Genomic DNA, 20,758 nt, shown 5'->3' on the forward strand with positions numbered 1-20,758 from the left:
GGCGCGGCAATCCGCGCGGTGATATCTGTGCGAAGGGCCATCATTTACAGCCCCCCGGAAAGACCCAGGTTCCGTTGCTGAAACTGTCATCCAGCCCCGAATTGACCCCCTGCGCGCCACACCAGCGGCTGAGGACTTTCTTGGCCTCGGCCCCCTCATCGGCGGCGAAGGGCGTCCCGTCGCGCATGACGATCAGCCCCGAAGGCGATTGCGCGATCTGGTACCCCGCAGGCACCGCACGCGCCGCGCCATCCACCAGTGCATCCGGACCGTCAAGAGGCTTGTCGCCACATGCCGCAAGCGCCAGAAGCGCACCGGCAAGGACAGCCCCGCGGGCGATATGAGGGAAGCTCAGGGTCATTCTGCCGCAAACGCCCCCATGCGACCGGTCTTACGGGCCTTGATCCGGTCTTCGATCTCTTCACGGAAGTTACGGATTAGGCCCTGGATCGGCCAAGCCGCCGCGTCGCCAAGGGCGCAGATGGTGTGGCCTTCGACCTGTTTGGTGACCGATTGCAGCATGTCGATCTCTTCGATCTCGGCATCGCCGGTCACCAGACGGTCCATCAGGCGGCTCATCCAGCCCGTGCCTTCACGGCAGGGCGTGCATTGGCCGCAGCTTTCGTGATGGAAGAATTTCGACAGGCGCGCCACCGCTTTGATGACATCGGTGTTCTGGTCCATCACGATCATGCAGCCCGTGCCGAAGACCGATTTCTTGTCGCGCATCCCGTCAAAATCCATGATCGCGTCTTCGCACATCGAGGCGGGCAGGATCGGGCAGGATGCGCCGCCCGGAATAACCGCTTTGAGGTTTTTCCAGCCACCACGGACACCGCCGCCATGTTTCTCGATCATCTCGCGCATCGACAGGCCCAACGTCTCTTCGACAACGCAGGGCGTGTTCACATGGCCCGAGAAGCCGAACAGCTTCACGCCCACGTTGTTGGGGCGGCCAAAGCTTGCAAACCACTCCGGCCCGCGACGCAGGATCGTGGGCGTCACCGAGATGGATTCAACGTTATTCACCGTGGTCGGGCAGCCATAAAGGCCCGCGCCTGCGGGGAATGGCGGCTTCATGCGGGGCATGCCCTTCTTGCCTTCGAGGCTTTCCAGAAGCGCGGTTTCCTCGCCGCAGATATAGGCACCGGCCCCGTGATGCAGGAAGACATCGAACTGATAGCCCGAGCCGCAGGCATTCGGGCCAAGGAAGCCCGCGTCATAGGCCTCGTCGATCGCGCGCTGCAGCGCCTCTTTCTCGCGGGTATATTCGCCGCGCTGGTAGATATAGGCCGCGCGCGCGCCCATCGCATAACCGGCAACCAGCGCCCCTTCGACCAGACAATGCGGGTCGTGGCGCATGATCTCGCGGTCCTTACAGGTCGCGGGCTCGGATTCATCGGCATTGATCACAAGGAAGGACGGACGGCCATCGGTTTCCTTCGGCATGAAGGACCATTTCAGACCGGTCGGGAAACCTGCACCGCCACGGCCACGCAGCCCCGACGCCTTGATCTGGTCCACGATCCAGTCGCGCCCATTGGCCAGAAGACCGGCGGTATTATCCCAATGCCCGCGTTTCATCGCGCCAGCCAGCGACTGGTCATACATCCCGTAGAGGTTGGTAAAGATCCGATCCTGATCTTTCAGCATGTCACTTTCCTCACTTCCCTGGCCCTTTGGCCGGCTGTTACCGGAGTTCCGGCGGCAGATGCGCCGTTCCGACCAGCGCGGTATTGTAATCGAGCTAACGCTCAGTAATCATTCGTCTTCGCGCGTGCAAGAAAGGCCTCTTTGCCTTCCTCCACAATCAGCTTAGCCTGTGCGACCCATTTATCCCGCGTGCAGCGTCCCTTGAAGCGCGGCACATTGGCATCGGCATAAGCCACCTGTGCAGGCCCCCAAGCCGCGATCTGGTCGTAATGCCAGATACCCCAGCTGTTCAAGCGCTCTTCCAGTTTCGGGCCGATCCCCTCGATCAGTTTGAGGTCGTCGCCCTGCCCGTTCCGCGGTGCGGCAATCCCTTGCGGCGCCTCGCCCGGATCTGCGGCCCCCTCGGCGGGATCCGCCTCTTCGGCATCCTCCTCGTCCGGATCGACCCAGCCGGGCTGGTCCTTCTGGTGACGGATCCGGCTTTCCGCCGTGGCCGCGATGATATCGACCTTGTCCATATGCACCTTGGCCTGCGATTCTGCCGCGTCCAGACCGTCGGCCAGCTTTTCGCTCAACTCGGCGGCAGGCTCGCTTTTATGCGTATAGGCCACCACAGCGTCATGATTGACCGAATGCATCGGCGGGACGGCACGCGCCGCTTTGCCCACCTCGATTTCGGCCTCCTGCAGATCCAGTGTCCCGTCCATGAAGGCCCATTTCAGAACCCCGCGAAACAGCGCCCCTGCCACGATCCCCAAAAACAGTGCCGCAAGAAAACCCGAGCTAAGAGTGAACAAGAAGACGATAACACCCAGAACAGCACCCCAGAGGGTCACTGTTTTCTGCGCTTGGCTCTTCATTTCGTTCATCATGCGGGTCAGGCCTTTCGGGCTGCGGAGAGGTCCATGCCCCTAACGGGGCACGGGGCGTGAATTAAAGCGGCTTGGACTCTTCGGTCGGCTTCCCTTTGGAATCGGCCTCGGCGTCCTGCTCGGTGATGCCGTGGGTGCTTGCAGGCACGCCCTGTGCGGGGCGCGGAGCACGGGCAGCCGCCTGCTGAGCGGCGGTTTTCGGACGCGGCTGGGTGCCCATCAGGCCCACAGGGCCAATCTGGCCCGTCGCCTGCCACGGCGCGGTCAGCGGCACTTCGGTGCCATCGATTTTCTTGATATAGGTGCCATATTGCAGCGCGATCGAAGTGGTCGCGTTATGGGCTTCCTTATCGCCCGGCACATCGACACAGGCATTTGGGCCGGTCTTCGGTTCCGACGAGAAGCGCCCGATGCGCGACCCCGGAGCCGGACGCTCGCCCGCTTTCAGCTGGTCGATCAGGGTCGACATGCTCTCTTCCGAGAGGTCTTCATAGTAGTCGCGGCCAATCTGGGCCATCGGCGCATTGGCACAAGCACCAAGGCATTCGACCTCTTCCCAAGATAGGGTGCCATCTGCCGACAGCTCATGCGGGTTGGGCGCGATCTTTTCCTTGCAGACCTTCATCAGGTCTTCCGACCCGCAGATCATGCAGGACGTGGTGCCACAGATCTGGATATGCGCCACCGACCCAACAGGGGCCAGATGGAACATGAAGTAGAAGGTCGCAACCTCAAGCGCCCGCATATAGGGCATTTCCAGCATATCCGCGACATATTCGATCGCCGGACGGCTCAGCCAGCCCTCCTGTTCCTGCGCGCGGAACAGAAGCGGAATAATGGCCGAGGCCTGACGCCCGACCGGATATTTGGTCATCTGCGCCAGCGCCCATTCATGGTTGGCGGGCGTGAACTCGAAGCTCTCGGGCTGTTCGTGATGTAGACGGCGAAGCATTAGCGGTCGACCTCCCCGAACACGATATCCATCGTGCCGATGATTGCGGCCAGATCGGCGAGCATATGGCCCTTGCCGACATAGTCCATGGATTGCAGGTGCAGATACCCCGGCGCGCGGATCTTAGCGCGGTAGGGTTTATTGGTGCCATCGGATTTGAGGAACACGCCGAATTCGCCCTTGGGCGCCTCGACGGCGGCATAGACCTCGCCTGCCGGAACCTTGAACCCTTCGGTGTAAAGCTTGAAATGGTGGATCAGGCTCTCCATCGAGGTTTTCATATCGCCGCGTTTGGGGGGCGTGATCTTGCCACGGGCCAGAACATCACCCTTTTCCACGCGCAGTTTGTCCAGCGCCTGACGGATGATCTTCACCGATTCGCGCATCTCGGCCATACGAACCAGATAGCGGTCATAGCAGTCGCCATTCTTGCCCACGGCCACGTCGAAATCGAATTCGTCATAGCATTCATAGGGCTGGCTGCGACGCAGATCCCATGCAAGCCCCGAGCCACGGACCATCACGCCGGAATAGCTCCAGTCGAGGATGTCCTGTTCGGTGATGATGGCGATATCCACGTTACGCTGCTTGAACACGCGGTTTTCGGTGATCAGCGTGTCGATATCGTCGAGCTTGGCCGGAAATTCCTTGGCCCAGATGTCGATATCCTCGATCAGCTCGGGCGGCAGGTCCTGATGCACCCCACCCGGACGGAAATAGGCCGAGTGCAGACGCGCGCCACAGGCCCGCTCGTAGAAGATCATCAGCTTCTCGCGTTCCTCGAAGCCCCAGAGCGGCGGCGTCAGCGCGCCCACGTCCATAGCTTGGGTCGTCACGTTCAGCAGGTGGTTCAGCACACGCCCGATCTCGCAGAACAAAACGCGGATCAGCGAGGCGCGACGCGGCACCTCGGTCCCCGTCAGTTTTTCGATCGCCAGACACCATGCGTGTTCCTGATTCATCGGCGCGACATAATCGAGCCGGTCGAAATAGGGCAGGTTCTGCAGATAGGTGCGGCTTTCCATCAGCTTCTCGGTGCCGCGATGCAAGAGGCCGATATGCGGGTCAACGCGTTCCACGATCTCGCCGTCAAGCTCGACCACCATCCGCAAAACGCCGTGCGCTGCGGGGTGCTGGGGCCCGAAGTTGAGGTTGAAGTTGCGGATGCGCTGTTCGCCGGTCAGGGCGTCCTGCGTGCCGTCGTCATAATGGTTCTGCCGGATATCGCCGTCCATCATGCGCCCATCTCCATCGCAAAAGTCTTGATGTGCATCACTTCGCCCCCGCCTTCTCGTCGCCCGGAAGGATGTATTTCGCCCCTTCCCACGGGCTGAGGAAGTCGAACTGGCGGAATTCCTGCACCAGTTTGACGGGCTCGTAGACCACGCGTTTCTGCACCTCGTCCCAACGCACCTCGACATAGCCGGTGGTCGGGAAGTCCTTGCGCAGCGGGTGGCCACGGAAGCCGTAATCGGTCAGCAGACGGCGCAGGTCGGGATGGCCCGAGAACAGCACGCCGAACATGTCGAAGACCTCGCGCTCGAACCAGTTGGCGCATTTATGCACCTCGGTGATCGAGGGCACCATCTCGTCGATGCGGACCTCGGCCTTCACGCGGATGCGCTGGTTGCGATACATCGACAGGAATTGCCAGACCATATCGAAGCGCTTCGCGCGCTCGGGGTGGTCGACCGCCGTGATATCGGTCAGCGAGGAGAACATGCAGTTCGGGTCTTCCTTGAGGAAGGCCACGAAATCCTCGATCCCCGAAAGGGTCACGTTCACCGTCAGCTCGCCAAAGGCGATCTCGGTGGAAATCACGTCATCGGGGCGACGGGCCTCGATATGGGCGGCCAGCTCGGCCAGCGCATCAAGGCGGGCGTCCTGACGGGCGTCGGTTTGCAGATCATCGGTCATAGCCTGCCCTCCTTAGCGAACCAGCGTGCCGGTACGGCGGATTTTGCGTTGCAGCTGCAGCAGACCGTAAAGCAGCGCCTCTGCGGTGGGCGGGCAGCCCGGCACATAGATATCGACCGGAACGATGCGGTCGCAGCCACGCACAACCGAATAGCTGTAGTGGTAATAGCCACCGCCATTGGCGCAGGACCCCATCGAAATCACATAGCGCGGCTCGGGCATCTGGTCATAGACCTTGCGCAGCGCGGGGGCCATCTTGTTGGTCAGCGTGCCGGCCACGATCATCAGGTCCGACTGGCGCGGCGAGGCCCGCGGCGCCATGCCGAACCGTTCGACGTCATAGCGCGGCATGGAAGCCTGCATCATCTCCACGGCGCAGCAGGCAAGACCGAAGGTCATCCAGTGCAGCGAGCCATTGCGCGCCCAGTTGATCACATCCTCGGTCGAGGTCAGCAGGAAGCCTTTGTCCTGCAACTCTTTGTTGATGGCCTGCGTCGCGAACTCTTTGTCCACAGCAGCGGTATTGGCAGAGGTCATCACGCCCATTCCAACGCCCCTTTCTTCCATTCATAGGCAAAGCCCACGGTCAGCACGCCAAGGAACACCATCATGGCCCAGAAACTGGTCATAGAGATATCCTGGAACGCCACCGCCCACGGGAACAGGAAGGCCACTTCGAGGTCGAAGATGATGAAAAGGATCGACACGAGATAGAAGCGCACGTCGAATTTCATCCGCGCGTCATCGAATGCGTTGAAACCACATTCATAGGCCGAGACCTTTTCCGGGTCAGGATTGCGGATCGCAATGATCGCGGCTGCCCCCAGAAGCAATAGTGCCAAGGCAATGGCAACGCACAGAAAGATGAGGATGGGAAGATATTCGCGCAGGTATTCGTGCACTGTCTGGCTCCCTAGACTCGCGACGTTTCGTCGCGCCGGTTCAAGCTGCGGTGAGCAATAGACTCGTGTCGCTCCGGGGTCAACAGATGTCGGGTCTATTTCGTATATTTCAGGGCAGTCATTTTAGATAAGAAACCCTGAAAAAGCGAATATCGACAATAAGATCCGAAGCAAACCGATCAGTCCAACTCACCGCTCAGGATATGGCATGAGAGCTAACGAGCAAGCGTGAATCGACCGTTTACGGCGAAATGTTTTCCTCTAAAATATGCATTTATTAACCCTATTTTCCGCAAATGGCTTGTTTCACAGGGAAAATTCCATGTTGAAATCCCGCGAAATTCTTTGTCGCAGGTGTTTCATTTCCGGATCACCCGCCCCGAGACGGCAAAGGATGCACAACTTGCGGTTTATATCGCCCGTGTTTTTTGCAGCTCTTCGCGCAGAATACGGGCGATCAGCGCGACATCGTCCAGATCGAAGCTCAAAGGCAGCCGCAGATCGAGCAATCCGGCCAGAATGGCATTGCTACGTGGCAGGGATTGGGGCGGAACATAGTGCCAGCTCTCATGACGTGACGTAAAACCCATCGGCTCCTTCGCGCCGAACCATTTCAGCTCGACCCCGCGCGCCAGACAGCGCGTCACAAAATCCACAACCATAGGGGCGCTAAAGGCGGGCAGGCGGAACTGGAATGACGATCCCACATAGGATTCGCCCTCGGCACGCGACACCAAGGCCAGCCCCTGCCCGCCTGCAAGCTCGGCTTCCAATCTCTGGTAAAGGCGATTCCATCGTGCGATCTGCTGCGGCAGATCGGCCAGTTGCGGGCGCAGGATCGCCGCGCGCAGGTTATCCATCCGCCCCGAGACATTGGGCGTGTCATATTTCGACTGCTCGAAATAATCGCTGGCGGGGGCAGCGCGGTGGCGCGGATAAAGCATATAGCTGCCCGACAGCAGGATCGCCCGCGCCATCACCTGCGGATCGTCACTGACCAGCAATCCGCCCTCGCCCGAATTCATATGCTTGTAGGTCTGGGTCGAATAGCAGCCGATCACCCCATGCCGCCCCGAAGGCACCCCCTTCCACGCCGCCCCCATCGTATGGGCGCAATCCTCGATCACCGTCAGGTCATGGCGGCGGGCAATCTCCATCAGTCGGTCCATGTCGCAGATATGGCCGCGCATATGGCTCAGCAGCAGCACCCGCGCCCGATCGGCCTTGGTCTCCAGATCGTCCAGATCGATCACCAGATCTTCCGTCACCTCGACCAGCACCGGCACGCCCCCCACCGCCGCAATCGCGCCGGGCACAGGCGCCAGCGTAAAAGCATTGGTCAGCACGTGCTCGCCCTGCCGCACACCAATCGCCCGCAAAGCGCAGCCCAGAGCATAGCCCCCCGATGCCACCGCCAGCGCAAAGCGCGCGCCGGTGAAATCGGCAAACTCGATCTCGAGATCGGCCACTTCGCCATATTCGCCCGGAAGGGTGTTATAGCGATGCAGCCGCCCGTGGCGCATCACCTCGACGGCGCGGGCGATGGCCGCCTCGGGGAGAGGCTCCTGCTGGGTGAAGGGCTTGGTAAAGATCTCGTCAGGCATCGGCCATGCTCCAGAGTTCGGCGGAAAATCGGCACCAATCGGCGGGCGGCACAACGCGCAGCCGCCGCCCCGCCCCTCAGCCCTGTGGCCGCGCGGGCAGAAGCTGCGCGACCAAGGCGGGCAGGATCGTATAGCTGGCCATCGCCGCCTCGGGTTCCAGACGCAAGATAGCCTCGCCCTCGGGTCCGAAAGTGACCAGCACACAAGGCACCCCCACGGCGGCAGCGGTCTTCCGGTCCGTTTCGGTATCACCGATCAGGACCGATTGCGCCACAGCCCCCCCTGCCCGCTCGACTGCCGCAAGATAGGGGGCGGGGTCGGGTTTGCGGGTGGGCAGGGTATCGGCCCCGATCAGCGCATCGAACAGAGGCGCAATGCCAAGCTGATCCACCAGCTTCACAGCAAGGCCTTCGGGCTTATTGGTGCAGATGGCGGTTTTGTACCCCGCCTCGCGCAGCGCCTCTATCGCCGCCACCACACCGGGATACAGCGTGGTGTGGACGCAGATATGGGCGTCGTAATGGGCCAGAAGGCGGTCGAAATCGGCATCGATGGCCGCCTCCACATCCTCATGGCCCAGCCGCCCGAACCCCTCGCGCAGCATCGCCCGCCCGCCATGAAAAGCGATCACCGCATCGTCCAGCGGATGCAGCACCGGCGCATAGCCGCGCGCCACGAAACAGGCATTGGCCGCCGCGATAAGATCCGCCGAGGTATCGGCCAATGTGCCGTCCAGATCGAAGACAACCGTCTGCATGCAGTCCTTCCTGCCCCGAAGCCGGGGCGATGTTGAAACACGCCGAAAGACGACGTGATGATCAGGCACCTTGCGGCCCGTTGCACTATGGGTAAAACGGGGATGAGCAGAAGAAAAGGCCAGAAGAAAAGGCAGAGCTATGGCAAACGCGCTGATTATCCTTGCTGCCGGGCAAGGCACCCGCATGAATTCCGACCTGCCGAAGGTGCTGCATCAGGTGGGCCGCGCGCCTCTGGTCGCGCATGCTTTGGCCGCAGGACGCGCGCTGGAGCCCGAGCGGATTATCGCCGTAACCGGCCACGGGGCCGATCTGGTGGAGAAGGCGGTCGCCCAATGGGCACCCGATGCACAATATGTCCGGCAGGCCGAGCAGCTTGGCACCGGCCATGCTGTGGCACAGGCGCTGCCGCTGCTGGAGGGCTTCGACGGGCGCGTGATCGTGCTCTATGGCGACACACCCTTCATCCGCCCCGAAACGCTGGACGCGCTTGCCGCCTCGGATGCGGCGGTTGCGGTGCTGGGCTTTGTGGCCGCCGATCCGGGCCGTTACGGACGCCTGATCGCGCAGGGTCCCGCGCTGGAGCGGATCGTGGAATACAAGGACGCCTCCGAAAGCGAGCGGGCGATCCGGCTGTGCAATTCCGGCGTCATCGCCTGTGATGCGGTGCTGCTGACCGAGCTGGTGCAGGGTTTGGGCAATGATAATGCGGCGGGCGAATATTACCTGACCGATATCGTGGGCGCGGCGCGTGCCCGCGGCCTGAGCGCCGAAGTGGTCACCTGCGACGAGGCCGAGACGCTGGGCATCAACACCCGCGCCGAACTGGCCCGTGCCGAGGCCCTGTTCCAGACCCGCCAGCGCAACGACGCTCTGGAAAACGGCGTCAGCATGGCCGATCCCGACAGCGTCTATTTCGCACTCGACACCTATCTGGGCCGCGATGTGACCGTGGGCCCGAATGTGGTGTTCGGCACGGGGGTCACCGTTGAATCCGGCGCCTCTATCGAAGCCTTCTGCCATCTTGAAGGCTGCCATATCTCGCGCGGGGCCACTATCGGGCCCTTTGCCCGCCTGCGCCCCGGCGCGGAACTGGCCGAGGATGTCCATGTGGGCAATTTCGTCGAGGTCAAGAATGCGACGCTGGCCGAGGGGGTGAAGGTCGGCCATCTGACCTATCTGGGCGATGCCGAGATCGGCGCGCGCACCAATATCGGCGCGGGCACCATCACCTGCAACTATGATGGCGTCTTCAAACATCGCACGGTGATCGGGGAAGACGCGTTTATCGGCTCCTCGACCATGCTGGTGGCCCCCGTGACCATCGGCGCGCGCGCGCTCACCGGATCGGGGTCGGTGATCACCAAGAATGTGCCCGATGACGCCCTTTCCGTGGCGCGCGGCCAACAGGTCAACAAACCCGGTCTGGCCCGCAAACTGATGACCATGCTGCGCGAGGAAAAAGCCCGCCGCGCCGCCGTGAAATCCGAAAAGAAAGGCTGAGCCCATGTGCGGAATCATCGGCGTGCTTGGCACGCATGAAGTCTCCCCCCTTCTGGTCGAAAGCCTCAAGCGGCTGGAATATCGCGGCTATGACAGCGCGGGCATCGCCACCATCAACGAAGGCCGCCTTGACCGCCGCCGCGCGGTGGGCAAGCTGGTCAACCTCTCGGATCTTCTGGTGCATGAACCGCTGCCGGGCAAAGCCGGCATCGGCCATACCCGCTGGGCGACCCACGGCGCGGCGACGGTGACCAATGCGCACCCCCATCGCTCGGGGCCGGTGGCGGTGGTCCATAACGGCATCATCGAGAATTTCCGCGAGCTGCGCGCCGAGCTGGCCCAAGCCGGCATCACCCCCGAAACCGAGACCGACACCGAAACCGTGGCCCAGCTGACCCGCCTGATGATGGACCGCGGCATGCCCCCGCGCGAGGCAGCCGTGGCCACGCTGGCCAAGCTTGAGGGCGCCTTCGCCCTTCTGTGGCTGTTTGACGGCGAGGACGATCTGATGATCGCCGCGCGTAAAGGCTCGCCTCTGGCGATCGGGCATGGCGAGGGCGAGATGTTCGTGGGCTCGGATGCCATCGCGCTGTCGCCGATGACCGACCGCATCACCTATCTGGAAGAGGGCGATTATGCCTTCATCACTCGTCAGGGCGCGGAGATCTTCGACCACGCGGGCCGCCGCGCCAATCGCGATGAGGCCCGTATCGATCTGGGCCAGACCCGCGTCGAAAAGGGCGGATACAAGCATTTCATGGCCAAGGAAATCGCCGAGCAGCCGGTGGTTCTGGCCGATGCGCTGGCCCATTATCTGCGGGGCGACAGCCTCAACCTGCCGGAAAGCGTGGATTTTTCCGGCACCGAGCGGCTGACGCTGGTGGCCTGTGGCACGGCCTTCTATGCCTGCCAGACCGCAAAATACTGGTTTGAAAAGCTCGCGGGCATCCCCTGCGAGATTGATGTCGCCTCCGAGTTCCGCTACCGCGAGCCGCCGATGCCCGCGCGCTCCACGGCGCTGTTTGTCAGCCAGTCGGGCGAAACCGCCGATACGCTGGCCGCGCTGCGCTATTGCAACGAGAAGGTCGATAAAACCATCGCCGTGGTCAATGTCCCCACCTCCACTATGGCGCGCGAGGCGGGCATCGCCCTGCCGATCCATGCGGGCGTCGAAGTGGGCGTGGCCTCGACCAAAGCCTTCACCTGCCAGCTGCTGACACTCGGCATTCTGGCACTGAAGGCGGGTCTGGATCGTGGCCATCTCAGCCCCGAAGACGCCCGAAACCATATGCAGGCCCTGCGCGCCCTGCCCGGCCTGATGAATGCAGGCCTCGGCATCGGCGAGAAGATTGCCGAGCTGTCGGGCCAGCTGGCCGAGGCGCAGGATATCCTCTTCCTCGGGCGCGGCCCGCTGTATCCGCTGGCCATGGAAGGCGCGCTGAAGCTGAAGGAAATCAGCTATATCCACGCCGAAGGCTATGCCAGCGGCGAGCTGAAACACGGCCCCATCGCGCTGATCGAACGCACGGTGCCGGTGATCGTCTTCGCCCCCCATGACGGGCTTTTCGACAAGACCGTCTCCAATATGCAAGAGGTCATGGCCCGCCACGGCAAGGTGCTTCTGGTCTCCGATGCCCAAGGCCTCTCCGAGGCCTCCGAGGGCACATGGGCCACGCTGCAGCTGCCGGAAGTGCTTGAACCCTGGGCCCCGATCCTCTATGCGCTGCCCGCGCAACTTCTGGCCTATCACACCGCCATCGCTAAAGGCACCGATGTGGACCAGCCCCGCAACCTAGCTAAATCGGTGACCGTCGAATGAGCCGCAAACGTGGGGGCCGCAAAGGCCCCAAACCCGAAATCCTGCAGGACGATGGTACCCGCCTCTCGCCCGAAGAAACCGCAAAACTCAGCGCCGAGGCCGAAGCCTATGCCGCCTCGGATGCCGATTACGAGTTCTTCGAGGAAGAGGCCGAGCCGGAAGACACCCTCGCACCGCCCAGCATCGAAGATGCGCTCTATGCCCTCGAGGCATGGGCCGATGCGGAACGCGCCGCCCAACTGCAAGCGCAAACCGGCACCAGCTGCCGCGTCATCGGCGTAACCGCCACCGGCCTCACCGATATGGCCGCCATGTGGCGCGAGGCGCTGGACAATGAAGGCCGTGTCAGCCTCGCCAATGAGCTTTGGCAATCGGGCATCTATGAGGCCCGCATCGCCGCCACCAAGCTGCTGACCCAAGCCCGCATGCGCCCCGACGATATGGCGTGGCAACTGCTGACCCGCTGGATCGAAGAGGCCGATTGCTTCGCCCTGATCGACGCGCTCAGCAAGCCGGCGGCCAAACGCCTGCAGGCCAATCTCGCGCGCCTCAGCCAGCTTGACGCATGGGCGAATGAGGGCCAGCCCCTCTCCGAAGACCTCGACGAAGCGGTCGAACAGCCCCAAGGCCCGATCGGCCCGAAGCTCGCCATCTTCCTGATGACGCGCCCCTATACCAAGCTGCGCAACCCCAAACCCGAAGACCACCGCGTACAAGACCACCTGCTGACACTGGCCGCACGTCTGGCACCGGGCGCGCCGGTCGATCTGTCGCGCGCCATCGGCCGCTGGCTGGCAGATCTGGCAAAATTCGAACGCGCCCGCGTCGAACATTTCCTTGCCACACAGGAACATCTGCCGCGCACCCTGCGCCGCGAAGCCCAGAACGGCCTCTGAGTCCAGCTGCCGAAAATATCCTCGGGGGATGAATTTCATATTCCCCGAATATGAAAGAAGGGGGCGAGATCGCCCCCTTTTCCACATCTGCCACCAAGATCAGGCCACTTTCACCGCACCACGCCGCGCAATCGCCCATGACCTCACCGAATGACCAAAGGCCTCGAACAGGGGCCGCGACACTGGGTCCTGCGCCGCCCGATGCTCGGGGTGCCATTGCACCGACATGGTAAACCCGGGCGCGTCTTTCACATAGATCGCCTCGGCAGTGCCATCATCGGCCCGCCCCTCGATCACGATGCGCGGGCCCGCTTCCAGAATGCCCTGACCGTGCAGCGAATTGGTTTCCACCTCTTCCGCCCCGAAGAGCCGCGCAAATCGCCCCCCCGCAGCAAGCGAGACCTTGTGCCGGTTGGAAAACCCTTCCTCCAGCGACACATCCACAGGCATCCGGTGGTTGCGCCGCCCCGGCAATTCGCGGATCTCGGGATGCAGGGTGGACCCCATCGCCACGGCGATTTCCTGAAAGCCGCGGCAGATCCCGAAAATCGGCTGCCCCGTCGCCACACAGGCCCGCACAAGCTCCAGTGCAATGGCATCGCGCTTGCGGTCAAAAGTGCCATGCGCCTCGGTTTCCTCATCGCCATATTCGGACGGGTGCACATTCGGGCGCCCGCCGGGCAGAAGGAAACCGTCACAGCTTTCCATCAGTTCGGCCACCGTCATCCAGCCAGGGTCGGGCGGAATGATCATCGGGATACAGCCAGACACTTCCGCAATCGCCTCGGACACCATGGTGCCGGTCTCGTGCACCGGAAAACGATCATTGATCAGCGCGGTGTTGCCGATAATGCCTACGATGGGTCTGGTCATGCCTGCTCTCCTTTGCGGTCAAGCTAAGCGGGAAGGTTTCGCAAGAAAAGGCTTCATATGCGCAACAAATGTGCGCCACGGCGAAGAGCCTGCCAAAGATACGCACAGCCTGCCCGTCGCGTAACATTCTGCCCGCGAATGCAGCGCGACAAAGCGGATCTGCCCGCACCGCAAGCAGATCCGGTTCGGTTACCTAGCGGGTCGCCTTATATTGCAGGCGACGGTGATGCAGGACCGGCTCGGTATAGCCCGAAGGCTGGTTGCGCCCCTGAAACACCAGATCGCAGGCCGCCTGAAAGGCCACGCCATTATAATCGGGCGCCATCGGCTGATAGGCCGGATCGCCGGCGTTCTGGCGATCCACCACCACAGCCATCTCGCGCAGCCCATGCATCACGGCCTCTTCCGAAACCACCCCGTGATGCAGCCAGTTGGCCAGCGCCTGCGCCGAAATCCGGCAGGTCGCGCGGTCTTCCATCAGCCCCACGTCATGGATATCGGGCACTTTGGAACAGCCCACCCCCTGATCGACCCAGCGCACCACATAGCCCAGAATGCCCTGAGCGTTATTACGGATCTCGCGGGTGGTTTCCTCTTCCGAGAAATTGCGCCCCGCAGCCAGAGGGATCGACAGCAGATCGTCCAGCCGCTCGGGGCGCCCCTCCGCCGCAATCTCGCGCTGACGGGCCAGAACATCCACCGCATGGTAATGCATCGCATGCAAAGTGGCCGCCGTGGGCGATGGCACCCATGCACAATTCGCCCCCGCCTTGGGGTGGCCCACCTTCTGCTCAAGCATCGCTGCCATCAGATCGGGCATCGCCCACATGCCCTTGCCAATCTGCGCCCGCCCCGACAGCCCGCAGCGCAGGCCGATATCCACATTGCGGTCCTCATAGGCGGCAATCCACGGCTGGGATTTCATCTCGCCCTTGGGCAGCAGGGGGCCGGCCTCCATCGAAGTGTGGATCTCGTCGCCCGTCCGGTCAAGGAAGCCCGTGTTGATAAAGGCCACGCGATGTTTGGCCGCGCGGATACATTCCTTGAGGTTCACCGAGGTGCGGCGTTCCTCATCCATGATCCCCAGTTTCACCGTATAGCGCGGCAGGCCCAGCACCTCTTCGACATAGTCAAAGACCGCACAGGCAAAAGCGACCTCGGCAGGCCCATGCATCTTCGGCTTGACCACATAGACCGAGCCCGTCTCGGAGTTACGCGGCCCCTCCGTCTTGGCCAGATCGGGCATGGCGCAAAGCGTCGTGACCAGCGCATCCATCAGCCCCTCGGGGATCTCGCGGCCCTCAGCATCCAGCACCGCAGGGTTGGTCATCAGATGGCCGACATTGCGCACCAGCATCATCGAGCGGCCCTTCAGCTGCGCCTCGCCCCCTTCAGGCAGGGTGATGGCCAGATCGGGGTTCAGCGCGCGGGTGAAGGCCTTGCCCCCCTTCTCGACGCTTTCGGTCAGATCACCGCGCATCAGCCCCAGCCAGTTGGAATAGGCCAGCACCTTATCCTCGGCATCCACAGCGGCGACCGAATCCTCGCAATCCATGATCGCGGAAACAGCCGCCTCCATCACCACATCGCTGATATGCGCCGGATCGGTTTTGCCGATGGGATGGGAGGCATCGATCTTCACGATCACATGCAGCCCGTTATTCTTCAGCACAATGGCCGAGGGCGCCTCTGCCGCGCCCTGATAGCCCGCAAATTGCGCAGGATTCATCAGGCCGGTCAGATCATCGGTGGTGACAAACAGCCCGCCATGATCAACCCGCAGGCTGCTGACATCCGCCCATTTGCCCGACACAAGCGGGAAGGTCCTATCCAGAAACGCCTTGGCGGCGGCGACTACCTTCGCCCCGCGGGCAGCATCAAAACCCTTGCCCTCGGGCAGATCGCCCAAAGCATCGGTGCCGTAAAACGCATCATACAAAGATCCCCAACGCGCATTGGCGGCATTCAGGGCATAGCGCGCGTTCATAATTGGCACCACCAGCTGCGGCCCGCAGATCTGCGCGAATTCCGGATCTGTCGCGGGGGTCTCGACGGTGAAATCCGCGCCCTCGGGCAGCAGATAGCCGATCTCTTGCAGGAAGGCCTTATAGGACGCGCCATCATGCGGCTGGCCGCGCCGCTCCAGATGCCATGCGTCGATCTGCGCCTGCATCTTCTCGCGCACCTCCAGCAGGTCGCGGTTTTTCGGAGCGAAATCGCTCATCAGCACCGCAAGACCTGCCCAGAACCGCTTGGGCGTCACATCCGTGCCCGCAAGCGCCTGCTCTTCGATAAAGGCGGCAAGCTCTGCCGCGACCTGTAATCCTGCGCGCTCGACCCGATCAACCATCGCACCCTCCCGTCATTCGTGATTTGGCTTACAACCTGACCCGAGATCACCGGAGTGTCCAGTGACACAAAGACATGACCCCGTCTTGAACCTCCCCGCGCGCAGGCCTACCCTGAGCCGCCTATAAAGACGTCACAAGACGAAGCAAAGGAGCCACCCCGATGGACGGCACGATCTACCTGTCAGACTATACGCCCTACCCGTTCGATCTGGATCAGGTACATCTGACCTTCCGGCTGGCCCCTTCCGCCACCCGCGTGCTTGCGCGGCTGCATCTGACCCCCAAGGGCGAGGGCGCCTCGCTGCATCTGGATGGCGAAGACCTCAAGCTGATCTCGCTGGGCATTGACGGCACCGCCTTGCAACCTGCCGATTACCTGATGACCGAGACGGGTCTGACGGTGCATGCCGCCGCCCTGCCCGAAGGCGCCTTTACGCTGGAGACCGAGGTCGAGATCGCGCCCAATGCCAATACCGCGCTAGAGGGGCTTTATATGTCGAACGGCATGTATTGCACCCAATGCGAGGCCGAGGGCTTCCGCAAGATCACCTTCTACCCCGACCGTCCCGATGTGATGGCGCGCTTCCATGTGCGCATCGAAGGCGACCTGCCGGTGCTTCTGTCGAATGGCAATGCGGGCGCCTCCGGTCAGGGTTGGGCCGAATGGGATGACCCTTGGCCCAAACCCGCCTATCTTTTCGCGCTGGTGGCGGGCGATCTGGTGGCGACTTCGGGCAAATTCACCACGAAATCCGGCCTCGAGGTCGATCTGAACATCTGGGTCCGTCCGGGCGATGAGGACCGCTGCGATTTCGCCCTCGAAAGCCTTGTGCGCTCGATGGTTTGGGATGAAGAGGCTTATGGGCGCGAATATGACCTCTCGGTTTTCAATCTTGTGGCGGTTGATGATTTCAACATGGGGGCGATGGAGAATAAGGGGCTGAATATCTTCAACTCCAAACTGGTTCTGGCCTCTCCCGAAACCGCAACCGATACCGATTATATGCGTATCGAGGCCGTCATCGGGCATGAGTATTTCCACAATTGGACAGGCGACCGCATCACCTGCCGCGACTGGTTCCAGCTGTGCCTGAAGGAAGGCCTGACCGTCTTCCGCGACCAGAGCTTTACCCGCGACGTGCGCCTTGGTCCGGTCAAGCGGATCGAGGATGCCGCCACGCTGCGCACCCGCCAGTTCCGCGAAGACCAAGGCCCGCTGGCGCACCCCCCGCGCCCCAACCACTACCGCGAGATCAACAACTTCTACACCGTCACCGTCTATGAAAAAGGCGCCGAGATCGTCGGCATGCTCAAACGGCTTGCGGGCGATGAGGGCTATCGCCGTGCGCTTGATCTCTACTTCGACCGCCATGACGGGCAGGCCTGCACGATCGAGGACTGGCTGAAGGTCTTCGAGGATGTGACGGGGCGCGATCTGTCGCAATTCGCGCTGTGGTATACCTCGGCGGGCACGCCGCATCTGAAGGTCACCGACACCTATGCCGATGGCCGCTACACGCTGACCTTCCGCCAGTCCACGCCCCCCACCCCGGGCGAGGCCGAGAAAGCCCCGCGCCATATCCCGATTGCCGTGGGACTGCTGGACCTGCAAGGCCGCGAGGTCCTGTCCACCCAGCTTCTGGAAATGACCGAAGAAGAACAGAGCTTCAGCTTCGATGTGGCCGAAAAACCCGTGCCCTCGATCCTGCGCGATTTCTCGGCACCCGTCGTGCTGCAGCGCGAGCAGAGCCCCGAAGAACAGGCCTTCCTGCTGGCCCATGACACCGATGGGTTCAACCGCTGGGAAGCTGGTCGCAGCCTTGCCCAACGCACGCTGATCGACATGACCAAGGGCGCGGAACCGGCCCCCGCCTATCTGGAGGCCATCGGCAACCTGCTGGCCGACGACACGCTGGAGCCCGCCTTCATCGCCCATTGTCTCGCGCTTCCGGGCGAGGACGAATTGGCACAGGCGATCTTCGCCGCAGGTGGCACGCCCGACCCCGATGCGATCCATAGGGCCCGCAATACGCTGTCGAAAGCCATCGCCACCACGCATGAGGCCCGTCTCGCGGCGCTTTACGACGCGCTGGAGGTCAAAGGCCCCTATTCCCCCGATGCCGAGCCCGCAGGCAAAAGGGGCCTGCGCCTTGCCTGCCTGAGCCTCCTGACCAAACTCGACGGCGGCACCCGCGCCAAAGCCCTCTTCGATCAGGCGAATAATATGACCGAAAGCTTCGGCGCGCTTTCAATCCTGATCCGCGCAGGAATAGGCCAAGAGGCCTCACAGGCCTTCCGCAACCGCTGGCAGGACAACCGCCTCGTGATGGACAAATGGTTCATGGTCGAAGTCGCCGCCTGCCCGCCCGAAAGTGCCGTGTCCCGCGCGCGCGAACTGGCGCAAGACTCCGCCTTCGACTGGAAAAACCCCAACCGCTTCCGCGCGCTGGTGGGCGGGCTCACCGCCAATCACGCGGGCTTCCACGCGAAGGACGGCTCTGGCTATGCCTTCCTGGCCGACTGGCTGATCAAGCTGGACCCGATGAACCCGCAAACAGCCGCCCGCATGTCCACCAGCTTCGAGACATGGCGCCGCTATGACGCACCCCGCCAGCAGATGATCCGCGAGGAACTGACCCGCATCACCCAAACCCGCGGCCTCTCGCGCGACCTTAGCGAAATGTCGCAACGCCTGCTCGGATAACCCCAAAGGCCCGCCCCGCGCGGGCCTTTCCCGTTCACGCACACGCAGCCCCCTATCCCCCAAATCCGGCCAGCCCCCGTCAATAAAGATCCGCCGCCCCCGTTCCAGCTGCCCCAAATATCCCGGGGGGCGCCCGCAAGGGCGCGGGGGCAGAGCCCCCTCTGCCCATTCCCCCTCTTGCCCCCGATCTGCCCCTGTCCTAGAAGACACTCAAGCACGTTGGGGCCAGAGGCCTGCCAAAGACACGAGGAATGCGGATATGCTCGACCATCTCGCTTATGAAGCGCCCAAACCGAAAGTCATCGCCGGGGCCAAATCGGATTGGGAACTGGTGATCGGTCTCGAGGTCCACGCGCAAGTCCATTCCAATGCCAAGCTGTTCTCGGGCGCTTCCACCACTTTCGGCGCCGAGCCCAACTCGAATGTCGCCTTCGTGGACGCCGCCATGCCGGGCATGCTGCCGGTCATCAATGAATATTGCGTGGCACAGGCCGTGCGCACGGGGCTGGGGCTGAAAGCCGACATCAACCTCTTCTCGGCTTTTGACCGCAAGAACTACTTCTACCCCGACCTGCCGCAGGGCTATCAGATCAGCCAGCTCTACCACCCCATCGTGGGGGAAGGCGAAATGCTTGTCGATATGGGGCCGGGCGTCGGGCGCATGGTCCGTATCGAGCGGATCCACCTCGAACAGGATGCGGGCAAATCGATCCACGACATGGACCCGAACATGTCCTTCGTCGACCTCAACCGCACGGGCGTGGCGCTGATGGAAATCGTCTCGCGCCCCGATATCCGTGGCCCCGAAGAGGCGGCCGCCTATGTTGGCAAGCTGCGCCAGATCCTGCGCTACTTGGGCACCTGTGACGGCAATATGCAAAACGGCAACCTGCGCGCCGATGTGAACGTCTCGATCTGCAAACCGGGCGATTACGAGAAATTCCGCGAAACCGGCGATTTCTCGGTCTTGGGCACGCGCTGCGAGATCAAGAACATGAACTCCATGCGCTTCATTCAGGCAGCCATCGAATATGAGGCCCGCCGCCAGATCGCCATCGTCGAGGATGGCGGCGAGGTGGTGCAGGAAACCCGCCTCTATGATCCCGACAAGAACGAGACCCGTTCCATGCGCTCGAAAGAAGAAGCGCATGACTACCGTTATTTCCCCTGCCCCGACCTGCTGCCGCTGGAAATCGAACAGGCTTGGGTCGATGACATCGCAGCCTCCATGCCCGAACTTCCCGACGCCAAGAAAGCGCGTTTCGTGAAAGAACTCGGCCTGTCGGAATATGACGCCTCGGTGCTGACCGCCGAGGTCGAGAATGCCGATTACTTCGAGGCCGTTCTGGCCGTCGGCGGCGATGGCAAGCTTTCGGCCAACTGGGTGATCAACGAACTCTTCGGTCGTCTGAAGAAAGACGACCATGATGTGACCACCTCGCCCGTGTCGCCCGAACAGCTGGGCAAGATCGTCAAGCTGATCAAATCGGGCGATATCTCGGGCAAGATCGGTAAGGATCTCTTCGAGATCGTCTATAGCGAAGGCGGCGACCCCGAGGTTCTGGTCGAAGAGCGCGGTATGAAGCAGGTCACCGATATGGGCGCCATCGAGGCCGCCGTGGACGAGGTGATCGCCGCCAACCCCGCGCAGGTCGAAAAGGCCAAGGCCAACCCGAAACTGGCGGGCTGGTTTGTGGGCCAGGTGATGAAATCGACGGGTGGCAAGGCCAATCCGGCAGCGGTCAACGAGCTGGTGGTCAAGAAGCTCGGGCAGTAACGCGGCCAGTCCTGAACGCGGCCGATCCTGAACGCGGCCGGTCCTGAAACGCTCGGAACAGATTGCGAAGGGGCGCTTTGGCGCCCCTTTTCCATGCCCGCTTTGCAGAGCGTTCACCCATCCGTCACTTGACCCCGGGCCTCACATGACCGACAAGTTCCGCCCGAACCAGAACGCGCG

General features: G+C 62.4%; 16 protein-coding genes and 1 pseudogene. 5 read left to right on the plus strand and 12 right to left on the minus strand.

The genetic code is table 11. From position 1 onward, the window contains the following. Positions 1–40 precede the first annotated feature (40 nt). From RPE78_RS01245 to RPE78_RS01290, 10 genes and pseudogenes are all read right to left on the minus strand, one after another. Positions 41–361 carry a hypothetical protein gene (locus RPE78_RS01245; RefSeq protein WP_406721008.1) on the minus strand — a complete coding sequence of 107 codons (321 nt, stop codon included), beginning with the start codon at positions 359–361 and terminating at the stop codon, positions 41–43. After that, positions 358–1,653, minus strand: a complete 1,296-nt coding sequence (nuoF, locus tag RPE78_RS01250) for an NADH-quinone oxidoreductase subunit NuoF (RefSeq protein ID WP_339107710.1) — start codon at positions 1,651–1,653, stop codon at positions 358–360. Before nuoF ends, RPE78_RS01245 begins: the two co-directional genes overlap by 4 nt. Before the next feature lie 101 nt (positions 1,654–1,754). Continuing rightward, positions 1,755–2,525: a hypothetical protein gene (locus tag RPE78_RS01255; RefSeq protein ID WP_339107711.1), complete on the minus strand. Its 771-nt coding sequence runs from the start codon at positions 2,523–2,525 to the stop codon at positions 1,755–1,757. An 85-nt stretch (positions 2,526–2,610) separates the two neighbouring features. Further along, a pseudogene (nuoE, locus tag RPE78_RS01260) lies at positions 2,611–3,477 on the minus strand (NADH-quinone oxidoreductase subunit NuoE); the annotation flags it as partial. Then, positions 3,477–4,715, minus strand: coding sequence for an NADH-quinone oxidoreductase subunit D (locus RPE78_RS01265; RefSeq protein ID WP_406721009.1), 1,239 nt, complete (start codon positions 4,713–4,715; stop codon positions 3,477–3,479). The gene RPE78_RS01265 and the pseudogene nuoE, both read right to left, overlap by 1 nt. 34 nt (positions 4,716–4,749) lie before the next feature. Next, a complete protein-coding gene (locus RPE78_RS01270) occupies positions 4,750–5,394 on the minus strand; it encodes an NADH-quinone oxidoreductase subunit C (protein WP_339107714.1) in 645 nt (214 codons plus the stop codon). 12 nt (positions 5,395–5,406) lie between these two features. Next, complete coding sequence (locus RPE78_RS01275) at positions 5,407–5,940, minus strand: NADH-quinone oxidoreductase subunit B family protein (RefSeq protein WP_339107715.1); 534 nt, start codon at positions 5,938–5,940, stop codon at positions 5,407–5,409. Further along, positions 5,931–6,296 (minus strand): NADH-quinone oxidoreductase subunit A, encoded by a 366-nt coding sequence (locus RPE78_RS01280; protein ID WP_339107716.1) that lies wholly within the window; start codon positions 6,294–6,296, stop codon positions 5,931–5,933. The genes RPE78_RS01275 and RPE78_RS01280 overlap by 10 nt, the downstream gene beginning before the upstream one ends. A 410-nt stretch (positions 6,297–6,706) precedes the next feature. Beyond that, positions 6,707–7,900: a DegT/DnrJ/EryC1/StrS family aminotransferase gene (locus tag RPE78_RS01285; RefSeq protein WP_406721010.1), complete on the minus strand. Its 1,194-nt coding sequence runs from the start codon at positions 7,898–7,900 to the stop codon at positions 6,707–6,709. Positions 7,901–7,976: 76 nt separating this feature from the next. Beyond that, on the minus strand, positions 7,977–8,657 hold the full coding sequence (locus RPE78_RS01290; RefSeq protein ID WP_339107718.1) for an HAD-IA family hydrolase: 681 nt from the start codon (positions 8,655–8,657) through the stop codon (positions 7,977–7,979). Positions 8,658–8,796: 139 nt separating this feature from the next. Between RPE78_RS01290 and glmU the strand changes: the two genes are divergently transcribed. Genes glmU through RPE78_RS01305 form a run of 3 tightly spaced genes read left to right on the plus strand, consistent with a single transcriptional unit; the run spans position 8,797 to position 12,873 of the window. Continuing rightward, positions 8,797–10,158 carry a bifunctional UDP-N-acetylglucosamine diphosphorylase/glucosamine-1-phosphate N-acetyltransferase GlmU gene (gene glmU, locus RPE78_RS01295; RefSeq protein WP_406721011.1) on the plus strand — a complete coding sequence of 454 codons (1,362 nt, stop codon included), beginning with the start codon at positions 8,797–8,799 and terminating at the stop codon, positions 10,156–10,158. Positions 10,159–10,162: 4 nt separating this feature from the next. Further along, on the plus strand, positions 10,163–11,977 hold the full coding sequence (gene glmS / locus RPE78_RS01300; RefSeq protein WP_406721012.1) for a glutamine--fructose-6-phosphate transaminase (isomerizing): 1,815 nt from the start codon (positions 10,163–10,165) through the stop codon (positions 11,975–11,977). After that, entirely contained in the window at positions 11,974–12,873 is a 900-nt protein-coding gene (locus RPE78_RS01305; RefSeq protein ID WP_406721013.1) for a DNA alkylation repair protein, read from the plus strand. Before glmS ends, RPE78_RS01305 begins: the two co-directional genes overlap by 4 nt. Before the next feature lie 99 nt (positions 12,874–12,972). Here RPE78_RS01305 and RPE78_RS01310 read toward each other — a convergent pair whose 3' ends face one another. Beyond that, positions 12,973–13,746, minus strand: coding sequence for a gamma-glutamyl-gamma-aminobutyrate hydrolase family protein (locus tag RPE78_RS01310; protein ID WP_339107722.1), 774 nt, complete (start codon positions 13,744–13,746; stop codon positions 12,973–12,975). Positions 13,747–13,939: 193 nt separating this feature from the next. Then, positions 13,940–16,096, minus strand: coding sequence for a malate synthase G (locus RPE78_RS01315; protein ID WP_406721014.1), 2,157 nt, complete (start codon positions 16,094–16,096; stop codon positions 13,940–13,942). A 161-nt stretch (positions 16,097–16,257) separates the two neighbouring features. On the opposite strand from RPE78_RS01315, the gene pepN reads away from it, so the two are divergent. Both pepN and gatB read left to right on the plus strand, forming a co-directional pair. Next, the gene (gene pepN / locus RPE78_RS01320; protein WP_406721015.1) at positions 16,258–18,801 is read left to right on the plus strand and encodes an aminopeptidase N; all 2,544 of its coding nucleotides are present in this window, start codon (positions 16,258–16,260) and stop codon (positions 18,799–18,801) included. 259 nt (positions 18,802–19,060) lie between these two features. Further along, positions 19,061–20,578, plus strand: a complete 1,518-nt coding sequence (gene gatB / locus RPE78_RS01325; RefSeq protein ID WP_339107725.1) for an Asp-tRNA(Asn)/Glu-tRNA(Gln) amidotransferase subunit GatB — start codon at positions 19,061–19,063, stop codon at positions 20,576–20,578. The last annotated feature ends 180 nt before the right edge of the window (positions 20,579–20,758 follow it).

The organism is Thioclava litoralis (assembly GCF_045278885.1).
Lineage (GTDB): Bacteria > Pseudomonadota > Alphaproteobacteria > Rhodobacterales > Rhodobacteraceae > Thioclava > Thioclava litoralis.

Excerpts from the sequence above, each read along its gene's own strand:
- RPE78_RS01275 (WP_339107715.1), bottom strand. The coding sequence starts at position 5,940 with ATGGGCGTGATGACCTCTGCCAATACCGCTGCTGTGGACAAAGAGTTC.
- RPE78_RS01310 (WP_339107722.1), bottom strand. The coding sequence starts at position 13,746 with ATGACCAGACCCATCGTAGGCATTATCGGCAACACCGCGCTGATCAAT.
- RPE78_RS01315 (WP_406721014.1), bottom strand. The coding sequence starts at position 16,096 with ATGGTTGATCGGGTCGAGCGCGCAGGATTACAGGTCGCGGCAGAGCTT.
- RPE78_RS01305 (WP_406721013.1), top strand. The coding sequence starts at position 11,974 with ATGAGCCGCAAACGTGGGGGCCGCAAAGGCCCCAAACCCGAAATCCTG.
- pepN (WP_406721015.1), top strand. The coding sequence starts at position 16,258 with ATGGACGGCACGATCTACCTGTCAGACTATACGCCCTACCCGTTCGAT.
- glmU (WP_406721011.1), top strand. The coding sequence starts at position 8,797 with ATGGCAAACGCGCTGATTATCCTTGCTGCCGGGCAAGGCACCCGCATG.
- RPE78_RS01290 (WP_339107718.1), bottom strand. The coding sequence starts at position 8,657 with ATGCAGACGGTTGTCTTCGATCTGGACGGCACATTGGCCGATACCTCG.
- RPE78_RS01270 (WP_339107714.1), bottom strand. The coding sequence starts at position 5,394 with ATGACCGATGATCTGCAAACCGACGCCCGTCAGGACGCCCGCCTTGAT.
- gatB (WP_339107725.1), top strand. The coding sequence starts at position 19,061 with ATGCTCGACCATCTCGCTTATGAAGCGCCCAAACCGAAAGTCATCGCC.
- nuoF (WP_339107710.1), bottom strand. The coding sequence starts at position 1,653 with ATGCTGAAAGATCAGGATCGGATCTTTACCAACCTCTACGGGATGTAT.
- RPE78_RS01255 (WP_339107711.1), bottom strand. The coding sequence starts at position 2,525 with ATGATGAACGAAATGAAGAGCCAAGCGCAGAAAACAGTGACCCTCTGG.
- glmS (WP_406721012.1), top strand. The coding sequence starts at position 10,163 with ATGTGCGGAATCATCGGCGTGCTTGGCACGCATGAAGTCTCCCCCCTT.
- RPE78_RS01265 (WP_406721009.1), bottom strand. The coding sequence starts at position 4,715 with ATGATGGACGGCGATATCCGGCAGAACCATTATGACGACGGCACGCAG.
- RPE78_RS01245 (WP_406721008.1), bottom strand. The coding sequence starts at position 361 with ATGACCCTGAGCTTCCCTCATATCGCCCGCGGGGCTGTCCTTGCCGGT.
- RPE78_RS01285 (WP_406721010.1), bottom strand. The coding sequence starts at position 7,900 with ATGCCTGACGAGATCTTTACCAAGCCCTTCACCCAGCAGGAGCCTCTC.